The organism is Novosphingobium sp. (assembly GCF_027531025.1).
Taxonomy (GTDB): Bacteria; Pseudomonadota; Alphaproteobacteria; order Sphingomonadales; family Sphingomonadaceae; genus Novosphingobium.
Map to the genome: position 1 here is coordinate 386807 of NZ_JAPZQX010000003.1, position 14177 is coordinate 400983.

Annotated in this window: 12 protein-coding genes; 7 read left to right on the top strand and 5 right to left on the bottom strand. The window is 66.1% G+C overall.

Annotation, left to right across the window (positions count from 1 at the left end; translation table 11 throughout):
• Positions 1-21: 21 nt before the first annotated feature.
• Complete coding sequence (locus tag O9281_RS04935; protein WP_298183455.1) at positions 22-1083, top strand: CaiB/BaiF CoA-transferase family protein; 1062 nt, start codon at positions 22-24, stop codon at positions 1081-1083.
• A 4-nt stretch (positions 1084-1087) separates the two neighbouring features.
• Complete coding sequence (locus tag O9281_RS04940; RefSeq protein ID WP_298183457.1) at positions 1088-2041, top strand: bile acid:sodium symporter family protein; 954 nt, start codon at positions 1088-1090, stop codon at positions 2039-2041.
• Here the strand turns inward: O9281_RS04940 and O9281_RS04945 are convergent.
• A complete protein-coding gene (locus O9281_RS04945) occupies positions 2038-3105 on the bottom strand; it encodes a DUF475 domain-containing protein (RefSeq protein WP_298183921.1) in 1068 nt (355 codons plus the stop codon). The genes O9281_RS04940 and O9281_RS04945 overlap by 4 nt on opposite strands.
• A gap of 34 nt (positions 3106-3139) precedes the next feature.
• Entirely contained in the window at positions 3140-4009 is an 870-nt protein-coding gene (panB, locus tag O9281_RS04950; protein ID WP_298183458.1) for a 3-methyl-2-oxobutanoate hydroxymethyltransferase, read from the bottom strand.
• 143 nt (positions 4010-4152) lie between these two features.
• On the opposite strand from panB, the gene O9281_RS04955 reads away from it, so the two are divergent.
• From O9281_RS04955 to O9281_RS04975, 5 genes are all read left to right on the top strand, one after another.
• Positions 4153-5703: an amino acid permease gene (locus tag O9281_RS04955; protein ID WP_298183459.1), complete on the top strand. Its 1551-nt coding sequence runs from the start codon at positions 4153-4155 to the stop codon at positions 5701-5703.
• Between the two features lie 153 nt (positions 5704-5856).
• Entirely contained in the window at positions 5857-6636 is a 780-nt protein-coding gene (locus tag O9281_RS04960) for a hypothetical protein (RefSeq protein ID WP_298183460.1), read from the top strand.
• Positions 6539-8110: a DUF6504 family protein gene (locus tag O9281_RS04965; protein WP_298183461.1), complete on the top strand. Its 1572-nt coding sequence runs from the start codon at positions 6539-6541 to the stop codon at positions 8108-8110. The genes O9281_RS04960 and O9281_RS04965 overlap by 98 nt, the downstream gene beginning before the upstream one ends.
• On the top strand, positions 8103-11495 hold the full coding sequence (locus O9281_RS04970; RefSeq protein WP_298183462.1) for an error-prone DNA polymerase: 3393 nt from the start codon (positions 8103-8105) through the stop codon (positions 11493-11495). Before O9281_RS04965 ends, O9281_RS04970 begins: the two co-directional genes overlap by 8 nt.
• Positions 11496-11648: 153 nt before the next feature.
• Entirely contained in the window at positions 11649-11984 is a 336-nt protein-coding gene (locus O9281_RS04975; protein ID WP_298183463.1) for a hypothetical protein, read from the top strand.
• A 27-nt stretch (positions 11985-12011) separates the two neighbouring features.
• On the opposite strand, the gene phoB is transcribed toward O9281_RS04975, so the two are convergent.
• Genes phoB through pstB form a run of 3 tightly spaced genes read right to left on the bottom strand, consistent with a single transcriptional unit; the run spans position 12012 to position 14173 of the window.
• On the bottom strand, positions 12012-12701 hold the full coding sequence (gene phoB / locus O9281_RS04980) for a phosphate regulon transcriptional regulator PhoB (protein WP_298183464.1): 690 nt from the start codon (positions 12699-12701) through the stop codon (positions 12012-12014).
• Between the two features lie 3 nt (positions 12702-12704).
• Complete coding sequence (gene phoU / locus O9281_RS04985) at positions 12705-13388, bottom strand: phosphate signaling complex protein PhoU (RefSeq protein WP_298183466.1); 684 nt, start codon at positions 13386-13388, stop codon at positions 12705-12707.
• Positions 13388-14173: a phosphate ABC transporter ATP-binding protein PstB gene (pstB, locus tag O9281_RS04990; RefSeq protein WP_298183467.1), complete on the bottom strand. Its 786-nt coding sequence runs from the start codon at positions 14171-14173 to the stop codon at positions 13388-13390. Before pstB ends, phoU begins: the two co-directional genes overlap by 1 nt.
• Between the last annotated feature and the right edge of the window lie 4 nt (positions 14174-14177).

Genomic DNA, 14177 nt, shown 5'->3' on the forward strand with positions numbered 1-14177 from the left:
TTAAACTTGGGAGCGAAAAGCATGTCTGGCGGTGTTCTGGCGGGAGTGACGGTGATCGAATTGGCCGGGATTGGCCCGGGTCCGTTCTGCGGCATGATGCTGGCCGATCACGGCGCGCGGGTGATCCGGATCGAGCGGCCCGGCACTTCCAGCCGGTTCGGCGATGGCGGCAATCGCGATATCCTGAACCGCAATCGTGAGCGGATCGAGCTGGATCTCAAGGATCCGGCGGCGATCAGCGAGCTGAAGGAACTGGTGAAGAGCGCCGATGCCCTGATCGAAGGCTATCGCCCCGGCGTCATCGAGCGCATGGGGATCGGTCCCGAAGTGCTGCTGGCAATCAATCCCAAGCTGGTGATCGGCCGGATGACCGGCTGGGGGCAGGAGGGACCAATGGCGCCGCTGGCCGGGCATGACATCAACTATATCGCCTTGTCCGGGGCGCTCCACACTTATGGCCGCAAGGGCGAAAAGCCGATCTTCCCGGTCAATGCCGTGGGCGATTTCGGTGGCGGCGGCATGATGCTGGCGTTCGGCGTGGTGGCCGGGATCCTGCATGCCCGCTCAGGCGGCGCGGGGCAGGTGGTCGATTGCGCGATGGTCGATGGCGCGGCGATCCTTTCGGCCATGACCTATACCTTCCTGGGCAATGGCCAGTGGCGCGATGAGCGTGGGGTCAACCTACTCGACAGCGGCACGCACTTCTACGACACCTATGAAACCAGCGACGGCAAGTACATCTCGCTCGGCTCGATCGAGCCGCAGTTCTATGCCCTGCTGCTGGAAAAGACCGGCCTCGCCGGCGATCCCGATTTCGCCCAGCAGATGAACCCGCTGAAGTGGGACGAACTGAAGGCCCGGATGACCGCGCTGATCCTGACCAAGACGCGCGACGAATGGTGCGCGATCATGGACGGGACCGATATCTGCTTCGCGCCGGTGCTGAGTCTCAAGGAAGCGCCGCAGCATCCGCACAACGTGGCCCGGAGCACCTTCGTGGAGGATGGCGGCATGGTCCAGCCGGCCCCGGCGCCGCGCTTCTCGGCCACGCCGGCCCCGCCGGTCTCGCTGGCCGGGCGCTGATCGCTTGCTGAGCCGCATCGACCCGATGGTGCGGCTGCTCGCGCTGGCGATCGGCCTGGCGCTGCTCGTGCCGGTCCACGGGGGCTGGCGCGATGCCGCGCAGTTTGTTGCCAACGCGGCAGTCTTCCTGCTGTTTTTCCTGAATGGCTTGCGCCTGCCGCGCCACGAGGTGCTGGCCGGCATGGGCAATCACCGCCTGCTCTGGCCGCTGGTTGGCTGGGTCTATGGCGCGATGGCATTGGGCGGCTGGCTGGTCTGGCAGGGCGGGCAGGGGTGGATGCCACCCTTGCTGGCGCTGGGGTTCCTGTACCTGGGGTGCCTGCCTTCAACCGTGCAATCGGCCACGGCCTATTCCTCGCTCGCCGGGGGCAATGTTGCCGCCTCGGTTGTCGCGGCGGCGCTGCTGAATATCCTCGGCGTGTTCTTCACCGCCCCGCTGTTCTCCTTGCTGGCGGGGAGCGGGGCGGCGACGTTCGATGCCTCTGGCCTGCTCAAGGTGGTCACGATCCTGCTGATCCCGTTCCTGCTGGGTCAGGCCTTGCAGGGGCGGCTCGGCGGCTGGGTGGCGGGCAATCGCCAGCTGGTGACGCGGATGGATCGCAGCTCGATCGCCATTGCGGTCTATGTCGCCTTTTCGGGTGCGGTCGAGCAGCGCTTCTGGGAGCGGATCGACCTGGCGGGGTGGGGCTGGCTGCTGGGCGGTACAATGCTGCTGCTGGTCTTTGGTCACCTTGGGGCCTGGCTGTTGGCGGGGTCAATGCGGCTGGACCGGCCCACCAGGATCACCTTCCTGTTTGCCGGCGCGCAGAAAAGCATCGCCATGGGCGCCCCGCTGGCCACCGTGCTGTTCCCACCGGCGGCGGCAGGGATCGTGCTGCTGCCGATCCTGCTTTACCACCTGGTTCAGCTGGTGATCGCCGCGCCGATTGCAGCCCGGCTCAATCCGCCTGTCCGTTAGTCGGCCCGGACCGCGTCCTCGATCTCGCTGTCCGGGTTGCGCTTGTTGTGGCGGATCGACCACCACAGCGACAGTCCGATCAGCACGGCCCCGATCAGCCCGGTGATAGTTTCGGGAATGTGCATCACGGCCGAAAACAGCATGATGCCGCCAAGCGCGATGATGGCCCAGAACGCGCCGTGCTCAAGATAGCGGTACTGCGCCAGCGTACCCTGCTTGACCAGGTGGATCGTCATCGAGCGGACGAACATCGCCCCAATCGACAGGCCAAGCGCAATCACCACCATGTTGTTTGAAAGGGCAAAGGCCCCGATCACGCCATCGAAGCTGAATGAGGCGTCGAGGATATTGAGATAGAGGAACCCGCCAAGCCCGGAACGCACCACCGCGCCCTGCAGCTTCAGCGCTTCCTCGCGCATTTCAAGGATCGTGGAGATCGCCTCGACCGCGATGAAGGTGACAAGACCGAGTGTGCCGGAGACCATGAAGGTCAGCGCGTCAGCAGGCGGCAGCAGCAGCGAGATGCCATAGATCACCAGCAGCAGCAGGGCGATTTCGGCGGCCTTGATGTTTGAAACGACACTCAGCTTTTCCTCGATCCAACTGATCCAGTGAACATCCTTCTCGCCGTCGAAAAAGAACGACAGACCGACCATGGCGAGGAATGCCCCGCCGAACCCGGCAATGCCGACATGGGCGCCGGAAACGATCCGCTCGTATTCCTCGGGGCTGTTGAGCGAGAGCGTGACGGCATCCATCGGGCCGATCCCGGCGGCGACAGCCACGATGGCGAGCGGGAAGACGATCCGCATCCCGAACACGGCGATCAGCATCCCCCAGGTGAGGAACCGGCGTTGCCAGATCTCACTCATGTCTTTCAGCACCGAGGCATTGACCACCGCGTTGTCGAACGAGAGTGACACTTCGAGGATCGACAGGACGAAGATGATCCACAGCAGCGAGGCGGTCGCCGCCACGCTGCCGGTCTGTGCCCAGCCGTACCACACGCCCAGCCCCAGGCAGGCGAGCGTGAACAGGATCGAGAATTTGTAATAACGCAGCAGCACGGTGACCCCCCACCAGTTTGAGCGGATCGCCCTATTTCGGCTGGTAGGTCTGTTCAATCCCCGGGAACGATCTATCCCGAACTTCGGCGGCATAGCGGGCGGCGGCAGCGGAGATGGTTTCGGCAATTTCCTCGTAGCGCTTCACGAACCGGGGGACGCGCTCGAACATGCCCAGCATGTCTTCGGTGACGAGCACCTGTCCATCGCACTGGGCCGAGGCGCCGATACCGATGGTCGGGCAGCTGACCGCCTTGGTCACCGCGATGGCGATCGGTTCGACCACGCCTTCGACGACGATCGCGAAAGCCCCGGCGTCATCCAATGCCTTGGCATCGTTGACGATTTTCTCCGCTTCGGCATCGCTCCGGCCGCGGGCGTTGTAGCCGCCCAGCACGTTGACCGCCTGGGGGGTCAGGCCGACATGGCCCATGACCGGGATGCCGCGCTGGCTGAGGAAGGCGACCGTTTCGGCCATGGCCGCGCCGCCTTCGAGCTTCACTGCCGCGCAGCCGGTTTCCTTGAGCAGCCGTGCTGCACTCTCGAAGGCCTGCTGAGGGGATGCTTCATAGGCACCAAAGGGCATGTCGACCACCACAGCAGCGTGATACGAACCCCGCACCACGGCACCACCATGCGCCGCCATCATGTCTAGCGTCACCGGCACCGACGAGGGCAGGCCATAGATCACCTGGCCGAGCGAATCCCCCACCAGTAGCAGGTCGCAATGGGCGTCGAGCAGCTGGGCCTGCCGCGCGGTATAGGCGGTGAGCATGACGATCGGTTCGGCGGTCACCCCGTCAACCTTGCGACGACGGATCGCCGGGATGGTCAGCCGCTTCATCGGGGCCGGGGTGGGGTTGGCGCGGCTGGTCGCCGTGTCGAGCTGGAAGGTCGTGGACATAACCGAGCCTTAGACCGTCTCGCAAATCTGGGGAAGGCCCGGCTTTTAGCGCTTGCCAATGACATAGTTGCCGCTAGCTTCCGCCGCCATAGCTAATGGTCGGCCGGGCATTGCATCCGGCTGCACGATTCTAGGGGACTTGCATGTTCGGTCGCGTCAAATCACTCGACGCCATTTTGGCCACTGCCGAAAAGAAATCACTCCATCGCTCGCTTGGTGCCTTCCAGCTGACCATGCTGGGGATCGGTGCCATCATCGGCACCGGGATCTTCGTGCTGACCGCCGAAGCCGCGCAAAAGGCGGGGCCGGGCATGATGGTCAGCTTCATCATCGCGGGCTTCGTCTGCGCAGTGGCGGCGCTGTGCTATGCCGAAATGGCCTCGATGGTGCCGGTTTCGGGTTCGGCCTATACCTATTCCTATGCCTCGATGGGCGAGATTGTCGCCTGGATCGTGGGCTGGGCGCTGATCCTTGAATATGCGATTGCCGCCTCGGCGGTCTCGGTCGGCTGGTCCAACTATTTCGTCGGGCTGGTGCAATCCGGGCTAGGGGTGGAACTGCCAGCCTTCTTCACCAAGGGCGCTTTCGCGGCTGTCGGTGGCGGGATCAACTTGCCGGCGATCTTCGTGGCCCTGCTGGTCACCGCCCTGCTGGTGGTCGGCACCAAGGAATCGGCCACGTTCAACGCCGTGCTGGTGGTGATCAAGGTCGTCGCGCTCACCGCCTTCATCATCCTGGCCGTGCCGGTGATGAAGATGGAGAACTTCGAACCCTTCGCCCCGCTCGGCTTTGCCGGGGTGTCGGCGGCGGCAGCCTCGATCTTCTTCGCTTACGTCGGCTTCGATGCGGTTTCCACCGCGGCCGAGGAAACCAAGAACCCGCAGCGCAACATGCCGATCGGCCTGATCGGCAGCCTCGTGATCTGCACCATCTTCTACCTGCTGGTCGCCGCCGGGGCGATCGGTGCGGTGGGCGCCCAGCCGGTGTTCGGCGCGGCGGGTGAAGTGCTGGCCACGGGCAGCAAGGAGCTGCAGGCCCAGTGCGCCGCGCTGACCAGCGCGGGCAATGTGCCGCTGGTCTGCTCGGACGAGGCGCTGGCCCACGTCCTGCGCGAGATCGGCTATGTCAACGTCGGCAACCTGCTTGGTCTCGCCGCCTTCTTGGCGCTGCCTTCGGTCGTGCTGATGATGCTGTTCGGCCAGACCCGCATCTTCTTCGTGATGGCGCGCGATGGTCTGCTGCCCGAAGGGCTGGCCAAGGTGCACCCGAAGTTCAAGACGCCGCACGTGGTGACCATCATCACCGGCATCTTCGTGACCTGCGCTGCCGCCTTCTTCCCGGTTGGCAAACTGGCTGACATCTCGAACTCGGGCACCCTGTTCGCCTTCATGACCGTGGCGATCGGCGTGCTGATCCTGCGCCGCACCGCGCCGGATCGCCACCGTCCGTTCCGCACGCCCGCGATCTGGCTGGTCGGTCCGCTGGCGGTGATCGGCTGCGCCTACCTGTTCTTCAACCTGTCGGGTTACACCGAGCTGATGTTCCTGGGTTGGGCACTGATCGGCCTGGTGGTCTACTTCGCCTATGGTCGGCGCAAGAGCCACGTGGGCCGCGGCCTGGTCGAAGTGCATGAAACCGACAAGGACGCGCCGGGCCTGCCCGTGCCGCCGATGCCGGGTGCCGATGTCAACTGATCCGGCATAACCAGACACCCCCCAGCGGGTGGGGAGAGGGGCCGCTTCCTGAAAGGGAAGCGGCCCTTTCTTTTTGCCTGCCAGCCGCCCCTGCAAAGACTCGTTGCGAATCGCACCCGATGAGAACATAAATAGAACATTGGAACCGATGCGATGACCATTTCTGCTCCCACCCCGCTGGCCGCCTTTGCCCGCCGCCGCCGCTTTGGCGCGGTTCTGCCCGCGCCTGCGGAAACCCGCCTCTGGCAGCCGGGGCCCAATGAACGGCCCGATGAGCGGCACAGCGAGCTGTTCGCCGCACCCGGCGATGCCGCCGGGGCGGGGTTGGCGCTGGCTTTCGCAATGGCCCAGCTGCGCGGCCAGGCGGCCGATCCGGTGGCCGACTATCCGGACGAGCGGCCCTGGCTGTGGGTGCAGGATGCCGCCGCGCTGCGGCTGACCGGGCGGCCCTATCGACCCGGCCTGCCGCCGATGCTGCGGCACCGGCTGATCCATGTCGCGGCGAAAACGCCCGAGGATGCGCTGTTCGCGCTGGAAGAGGGGCTGCGCTGCCGCGACCTGGCTTTCGTGGTGGGCGAAATCGCAGGCAATCCCCGCGCCCTTTCGCTCACCGCGCAGCGTCGGCTCAGCCTGGTGGCGGAAAAGCATGGCGTGCCGCTGTGGCTGTTGCGGGTGGGGGCAGAGCGCGACCTGTCCTCGGCCCGCCAGCGCTGGACGGTGCGTGCTGCGCCCTCGCTGCCGCCACGCTGGAATGCCCAGGCCCCCGGCGCACCCGCCTGGCAGGCCGAACTGTTCCGCGCCCGTAATCACCCGCCCGGAGAATGGATCCTGCGCAATGACGGACAGGTCCTCACCGCCGAGCCGGCCCAGCCAGCGCCGCATCATGGCGATCTGGCTGCCCCGGCTGGCGATCGACCGCTGGCGGCTGGCTGAAGGGCTGCGGCCGGGGCAGGGTAGCGACGCCGCCCCGCTGGCCCTGATTGCCGAAACCGCCCATGGCCCGCGCCTGGCCGCGGTGAACGATGCCGCCCGGCAGGCCGGGGTGCGGTCTGACATGCTGCTGGCCGATGCTCGCGCGCTCTGCCCCGAACTGGCGGTTGCCCCGGCCGATCCGGCGGGGGACCGCGCCGCGCTGGAGGCGCTGGCGCTGTGGGCGCAGCGCTGGGGGCCGTGGTCGGCGCTCGATCAGCCCGATGGGCTGGTGGTCGATGTGACCGGAGTGGCGCACCTGTTCGGCGGGGAAGCAACCATGCTGGCCGATGCCGCCCGGTGTTTCGCCGCGCGCGGATATGCCGCGCGGCCGGCCTTGGCGCCCACTGCCGGGGCGGCCTGGGCGCTTGCGCATCATGGGCCGGAGCGGGCGATCCTGCATCCCGGTGAGAGCCTCGATGTCCTGCCCGTTGCCGCGCTGCGGCTCGATCCTGGCACGGTGCTGGTGCTGCGCCGCCTGGGCCTCAAGCGGATCGGCGACCTGTCCGGCGTGGCGCGCGAGGCGCTGGCGCGGCGGTTCCGCAATCACAAGGCGCCCGCCGCCAATCCGCTGATCCGGCTGGACCAGTTGCTGGGCCGGGTGCCGGAACCGCTGCTGCCGGTGCTCCCGGTCGACGTGCCGCTGGTCCAGCGGCGGCTGATGGAACCGATCCGCCACCGCAGCCTGCTCGACCGGGTGCTGGCCGATCTCTGCGCCGATCTGACACGGGTGCTGGAAGCGCGTGCGCTGGGCGCGCGGCGGCTGGAACTGGCGCTGTGGAAGGTCGATGGCGAAGTGCTGCAGCGGCGGCTGGAACTGGCCGCTGCCAGCCGCGATCCGGCCCATATCGCCGCGCTGTTCGGCCGCAAGCTGGACGATCTCGACGCCGGATTCGGGATCGAACTCGCGCGCCTGCGCGCACCCTGGACTGAGCCGCTGGCGCTGGCCCAGCGCGATCTGGAAGCGGCGGCCGAAGTGCATGGTACTTCGCTCGCCGCCTGTATCGACCGGCTGGCGATCCGGCTGGGCCCGGAAGCGGTGCGCCGCCCGGTGCCGCGCGCCAGTCACGTACCCGAGCGGGCGCAGCAATGGATTGGTCCGCTGGAGCCGGAAAGGGTCAGCCAGTCCGACCTGCCGTTTCACACCCGCCCCCTGAAGCTGCTCGACCGCCCCGAACCGATCGCCGTGCTTTATGCCAGCCCCGATGGCCTGCCCCGCCGGTTCCGCTGGCGCGGCGCGGTGCACGAGATTGCCCGGGCCGAGGGGCCGGAGCGGATTGCCCCCGAATGGTGGCGTGAACGCTCCACCGTGCGGCTGCGCGACTATTACCGGATCGAGGATGGGGCGGGGCGGCGGTACTGGATCTACCGCTCTGGGCTGGTCGATGATGGCCGGGGCGGGGCGCCCGAATGGTTCCTGCAGGGGCTCTATGCCTGACGCCCCGCTCACCCCCGAACGCCGCCGCGCCGAACCTGCCAGCCTGCCGCCGCCGGAGCGCGCGCCCTTTGTCGAGCTTGGCCTGTTCAGCTGCTTTTCGTTCCTGCGCGGTGCTTCGGATGCGGTCGACCTTGTCACCACGGCCCGCGCGCTGGGCTATGATGCGATCGGGATCGCCGACGCTAACACCATGGCCGGGGTGGTGCGGCTCCATGCCGAGGCCAAGACGCTGGGCCTCAAGCCCGTGATCGGCTGCCGGATCGAGACGGTGGAGGGGCTGGCCTTCCTCGCCTATCCGCAGGATCGCGCCGCTTATGGCCGGCTCTGCCGCCTGATCTCGGCGGGCCGGATGGCGAAGCTCGACGGTGAATGGCAGGAAAAGGGGGCCTGTGAGATCGACCTGGGGATGCTCGCGGAGCATGCAGAGGGCGTGCACCTGGTGCTGGTGCCGCCGGGCGATCTCGATGCCCCACTCACCATCGCGGCGGAAAGCAATGTCGTGTCGCTCAACGGCGGTCGCCAAAACGGTTCGATCACCGGAGCCTTGCCCGACCTGCTCCCCCACCTGGTCCGCCAACTACCCAGCCTGCGCCATATCGCCGCCAGCTATCTTTATACCGGCGATGACATTGCCCGGATCGAGCGGCTCGATGGTCTGGCGCGCGAACATGGCTTGGCCATTCTTGCCACCAACCAGGCGCTCTATCACGCGCCGCAGCGCCGCCCGCTGCATGACGTGATGACGGCGATCCGTCACAAGACCACGGTCGCGGTGGCGGGCCACCTGCTGGAGGCCAATGCCGAACGGCACCTGAAATCGCCGGAGGAGATGCAGCGCCTGTTCGCGCGCTGGCCCCATGCGATCAGCGTCGCGCGCGAGCTGGCCGATGCCTGTGCCTTCAACCTAGACGAGCTGCGCTATGAATACCCCCGCCAGACCTATCCCGACGGGCTCGACGCGCAGGGCTATCTGGAGCGGCTGACCTGGGAGGGGGCAGATCGCCATTATCCCGATGGCGTGCCCGAGAGCGTGGCGGAAACGCTGCACAAGGAACTGGCGCTGATCGGCAAGAAGGCGCTGGCCCAGTACTTTCTGACCATCAAGGAGATCGTCGATTTCGCGCGCAGCCGCACGCCGCCGATCCTGTGCCAGGGGCGCGGTTCGGCGGCCAATTCGGCGGTGTGCTTTTGCCTCGGCATCACCTCGGTCAACCCGGTCGAGCATGCGCTGCTGTTCGAGCGGTTCATTTCCGAGGACCGCGACGAGCCGCCCGACATCGACGTCGATTTCGAGCACGAGCGGCGCGAGGAGGTGATCCAGCACATCTACGAGAAGTACGGCCGCCATCGCGCGGGGCTCTGCGCCACGGTGATTCACTATCGCCCGCGCATGGCGATACGCGAGGTGGGCAAGGCGATGGGCCTGTCCGAGGGCGTGACCGGCGCGCTCGCCCGCACGGTCTGGGGCAGCTACGGCCGCTCGATCGAGGAAAAGCACATGGCGGAAACCGGCATGGACCTGGCCGATCCGCACCTGAAGCGGGTGCTGGCGCTGACCCAGCAGATGATCGGCATGCCGCGCCACCTGTCGCAGCATGTCGGCGGTTTCATCCTCACCGAAGGTTTGCTGACCGAGACCGTACCGATCGGCAACGGTGCCATGGCCGATCGCAGCTTCATCGAATGGGACAAGGACGATATCGACGCGTTGGGCATCCTCAAGGTCGATGTGCTGGCGCTGGGCATGCTCACCTGCATCAGGAAGTGTCTGGACCTGCTGGAAGCGCACCACGGCAAGGCGCTGACGCTCGCTACGGTCCCGCGCGAGGATCCGGCGGTTTACGACATGCTCTGCCAGGGGGATTCGCTGGGCGTGTTCCAGGTGGAAAGCCGGGCGCAGATGAACATGCTGCCACGCCTGCGCCCCCGCTGTTTCTATGACCTGGTGATCGAGGTGGCGATCGTCCGCCCCGGGCCGATCCAGGGCGACATGGTCCACCCCTATCTCAAGCGGCGGCGCGGGGCCGAGGCGGTGGAAATTCCCGCGCCCGGCCCGGCGCATGGCCCGCCGGACGAGCTAACCTCGATCCTCGGCCGCACCCTTGGCGTGCCGATCTTCCAGGAACAGGCGATGAAGATCGCGCTCGATGCGGCCAAGTTCTCGTCGTTGGAGGCCAACCGGCTGCGCAAGGCGATGGCTACTTTCCGCAGCCGGGGCATGGTGCATGAACTGGAAGACCTGATGGTCGGCCGGATGGTGGCGCGCGGCTATGATCCCGATTTCGCCACCCGCTGCTTCAGCCAGATCAAGGGCTTTGGCGAATATGGCTTTCCCGAAAGCCACGCCGCCAGCTTTGCCCTGCTGGTCTATGTCTCGTCCTGGCTGAAGTGCCATTACCCGGCAGCCTTCGCCTGCGCGCTGCTCAATTCGCAGCCGATGGGCTTCTATGCCCCTACGCAGATCGTGCGCGACGCGCGCGAGCATGGGGTGATTGTCCTGCCGGTCGATGTGAATGCCAGCGGGTGGGACAATGGGCTGGAAGACGGGGCTCTCCGCCTCGGTCTGCGCCAGGTCGATGGCTTCCCCGAAGCTGCCGCCGCGCGGATCGTGGCGGCGCGCGAGGCGGGTGGGCCGTTTCGCGATGTGCGCGAGTTGAAGGAGCGGGCCGGGCTGTCGCCCGCGCTGGTCGAGCGGCTGGCTTCGGCCGATTGTTTTAATTCCCTCGGCCTCACCCGGCGGCAGGCGCTGTGGGATGCGCGCAGCCTGATCCCCGCGCCCGATCTGCCGCTGTTCGCCGCTATGGCGGCGCGCGATGAGGGGGCGGAGCGGATCGCCACCCGCCTGCCCGCCATGCCGCTGTCAGAGGAAGTGGTGGCCGATTACCAGACCCAGCGGCTTTCGCTGAAGGCCCACCCGCTGGCCTTCCTGCGCGCTTCGTTGGCCGAACGCGGCTTTATCCGGGCGAGCGAGCTGCGGACCCGCAAGTTCCGCTCTGCCGTGCAGGTGGCGGGGGTGGTGCTGATCCGCCAGCGCCCCGGCAGCGCCAAGGGCGTCTGCTTCATCACGCTGGAGGACGAGACCGGGGTGGTGAACCTGGTGATCTGGCCCGATGTGATGGAGCGCCAGCGCAAGGTGATCATGGGCGCGCGGCTGATCGAGGTGAAGGGGCGGGTGGAGTATGACGACGAGGTGATCCACGTCATCGCCACCCACCTGACCGACGCCACGGCGGCGCTCCACGCGCTATCGGACGACCTGCTGCCCCAGACGCTCGACCGCGCCGACGAAGTCCGCCGCCCGGTCCAGGGCCGCATGGCCCCCTACCACCGCGCCGGCCATCCCCGCGATGCCCGGGTCATCCCGAAATCGCGGGATTTTCATTAGCAAGACAAAGAGGTGCTAACCGGGAAGGCAGGGGACTGAAAGGACCTGAGGCCGTATCCGAACACGACAACATTGCGGGTATTTCTGAGAACCGGTAGTGTACCGGCCATGAGAGCTGAGCGGGAAAATGTGAGCGGTATAGAGGACCCACTCTTGACCGAAGAGCAGAGGGCAATAATAGATTATACGTCTGACGACTGGTACGGCCTTTGGGAAGTTGATTGGTGGCTTAACTCTGCCTTTCCAGATTGGTCATTCAATCGTCGAGTAGAGTTTGTTTCGCAGCTCGTCAGGCAGGGCCTGCTGGAGATATTCTACGGTCATCACCGCGAAGAGCATCGCGCGTTAAGTTGTCAGGAAGCGGAGAAGGCCTTAGGGCAAATCGAGAACTGGCGGCCGAGAAATATCGAAGAGGAGCCAGTCTATGAGGCCTCTACAAGCAAAGCCGGATTAGCTGCTCTGATGCCCCGAGCCAGTCACGCAAAATAACCGCGCACTGCTTAACTGCCGTAGACCTCAAACCGCCTCCAGCGCGTACCCCGCCGAACGCACGGTCCGCACCGGATCGGGCGCGCCGTCGATCTCGATCCCCTTGCGCAGGCGGCGGATATGGACATCGACCGTGCGCAGCTCGATCTCGCTTTCGGTGCCCCAGACGGCGTCGAGCAGCTGGCCGCGGCTGAACACGCGGCCCGGGTGTTCCATGAAGAACTTGAGCAGGCGGAATTCGGTGGGGCCAAGCTGGATCACCTGGCCGCGCCGCAGCACCTTGTGCGCCGTGGCATCGAGCGACAGGTCGCCGACGGTCAGCGTTTCCCCTGCCAGCGCCGGGCGGATCCGGCGCATGATCGCGTTGACACGCGCCAGCAGCTCGCGCGGGGAGAAGGGCTTGGTCAGGTAATCATCGGCCCCGGTTTCGAGGCCGCGGATCTTGTCATCCTCGGCCCCGCGCGCGGTCAGCATGATGATGGGGACGTGGGCGGTGGCCTTGTCGCGGCGCAGGCGGCGGCAGACCTCGATTCCCGAAGTGCCTTCGACCATCCAGTCGAGCACGACGAGGTCCGGCGCTTCTTCCTGGGCGAGCAGCAGGGCCTCGTCGCCATCGGGGGTAGCGGTCACGGCATAGCCTTCCGCGGTGAAGCGGAATTCCAGCAGTTCCGCCAGCGCCGGATCGTCTTCCACCAGCAGCAGGCGTGGTTTGGCCATGGCTCAGGCTCCCGCCGTGTCTTCCCGGTCGGTCAGGTAGGACCCGGTTGCGGCATAGTGGACCATTTCCGCGACGTTGGTGGCGTGATCGCCGATCCGCTCGATATTGCGGGCGACGAACAACAGTTCGGCCGCGCTGCTGATCGACGAGGGGTTCTCGATCATGTGCGAAACGAGGTTGCGGAAGATGCTGTTGTAGAAGGCATCGACCTTGTCGTCGCGGGCCACGATCTCGGCCGCGAGGGCGGAATCGCGGGCGGCAAAGGCGGTCATCACATCGTGGACCATGCCGCCGGCCACTTCGGCCATGGCCGGAATCAGGGTCAGCGGCTCGAACTTCTTGCGGCCATCGATCTTGTCGACGCTCTTGGCGATGTTCTTGGCATAGTCGCCGATCCGCTCGACCACCCCGGCGATCTTCAGGGCGGCGATCACTTCGCGCAGGTCATCGGCCATCGGCGCGCGCAGGGCGATCACGCGGATTGCCAGCTTGTCGACCTCGGCCTCAAGCGAATCGATCCGCTTGTCGCGGGCGATCACGCCGTTGGCGAGTTCGCTGTTGCCCTTGACCAGGGCTTCCATCGCTTCGGCCAGCGAAACTTCGGCCAGGCCGCCCATTTCGGCGATCAGACCGCGCAGGCGGGTGATGTCCTCGTCAAAGGCTTTGACTGTATGTTCGCTTGCCATCAGCCGTAACGTCCCGTGATGTAATCCTTGGTCCGCTCTTCGCGGGGATTGGTGAAGATGTCGCTGGTCTTGCCGTATTCCACCATCTTGCCGAGGTGGAAGAAGGCGGTGCGCTGCGAAACGCGGGCCGCCTGCTGCATCGAGTGCGTGACGATGACGATGGCATAGCGGCCCTTGAGCTCGTCGATCAGTTCCTCGATCCGCGCGGTGGCGATCGGGTCGAGCGCGGAGCACGGCTCGTCCATCAGGATAACCTCGGGATCGACGGCGATGGCGCGGGCAATGCACAGGCGCTGCTGCTGACCACCCGACAGGGCGGTGCCGCTATCGGCCAGCCGGTCCTTGACCTCTTCCCACAGACCGGCGCGCTTCAGCGACTTTTCGACGATGGTGTCGAGATCCGCCTTGCTGCCCGCCAGGCCGTGAATGCGCGGGCCATAGGCGATGTTTTCATAGATCGACTTGGGGAAGGGGTTGGGCTTCTGGAACACCATCCCCACCCGGGCGCGCAGCTGCACCACGTCCATCCCGGACTTGTAGATATCCTCGCCATCCAGCGTGATGTCACCTTCTACCCGGGCGCCGACGATGGTGTCGTTCATCCGGTTGAGCGCGCGCAGAAAGGTGGACTTGCCGCAGCCCGACGGGCCGATGAAGGCCGTGACGTACTGGGTCGGGATGTCGATCGAAACGTCGTCGATCGCGCGCTTTTCCCCATAATAGATGGAAACGTTGCGCGCGCTGATCTTCGCGTCGACGGGATCAAGGTTGTGCTGGGTGGTCATGGGG

Coding starts and splice junctions, on each gene's coding strand:
- panB (WP_298183458.1), bottom strand. CDS start 4,009: ATGTCCACGACCTTCCAGCTCGACACGGCGACCAGCCGCGCCAACCCC.
- O9281_RS04935 (WP_298183455.1), top strand. CDS start 22: ATGTCTGGCGGTGTTCTGGCGGGAGTGACGGTGATCGAATTGGCCGGG.
- O9281_RS04955 (WP_298183459.1), top strand. CDS start 4,153: ATGTTCGGTCGCGTCAAATCACTCGACGCCATTTTGGCCACTGCCGAA.
- O9281_RS04965 (WP_298183461.1), top strand. CDS start 6,539: ATGACGGACAGGTCCTCACCGCCGAGCCGGCCCAGCCAGCGCCGCATC.
- pstB (WP_298183467.1), bottom strand. CDS start 14,173: ATGACCACCCAGCACAACCTTGATCCCGTCGACGCGAAGATCAGCGCG.
- phoB (WP_298183464.1), bottom strand. CDS start 12,701: ATGGCCAAACCACGCCTGCTGCTGGTGGAAGACGATCCGGCGCTGGCG.
- O9281_RS04970 (WP_298183462.1), top strand. CDS start 8,103: ATGCCTGACGCCCCGCTCACCCCCGAACGCCGCCGCGCCGAACCTGCC.
- O9281_RS04960 (WP_298183460.1), top strand. CDS start 5,857: ATGACCATTTCTGCTCCCACCCCGCTGGCCGCCTTTGCCCGCCGCCGC.
- phoU (WP_298183466.1), bottom strand. CDS start 13,388: ATGGCAAGCGAACATACAGTCAAAGCCTTTGACGAGGACATCACCCGC.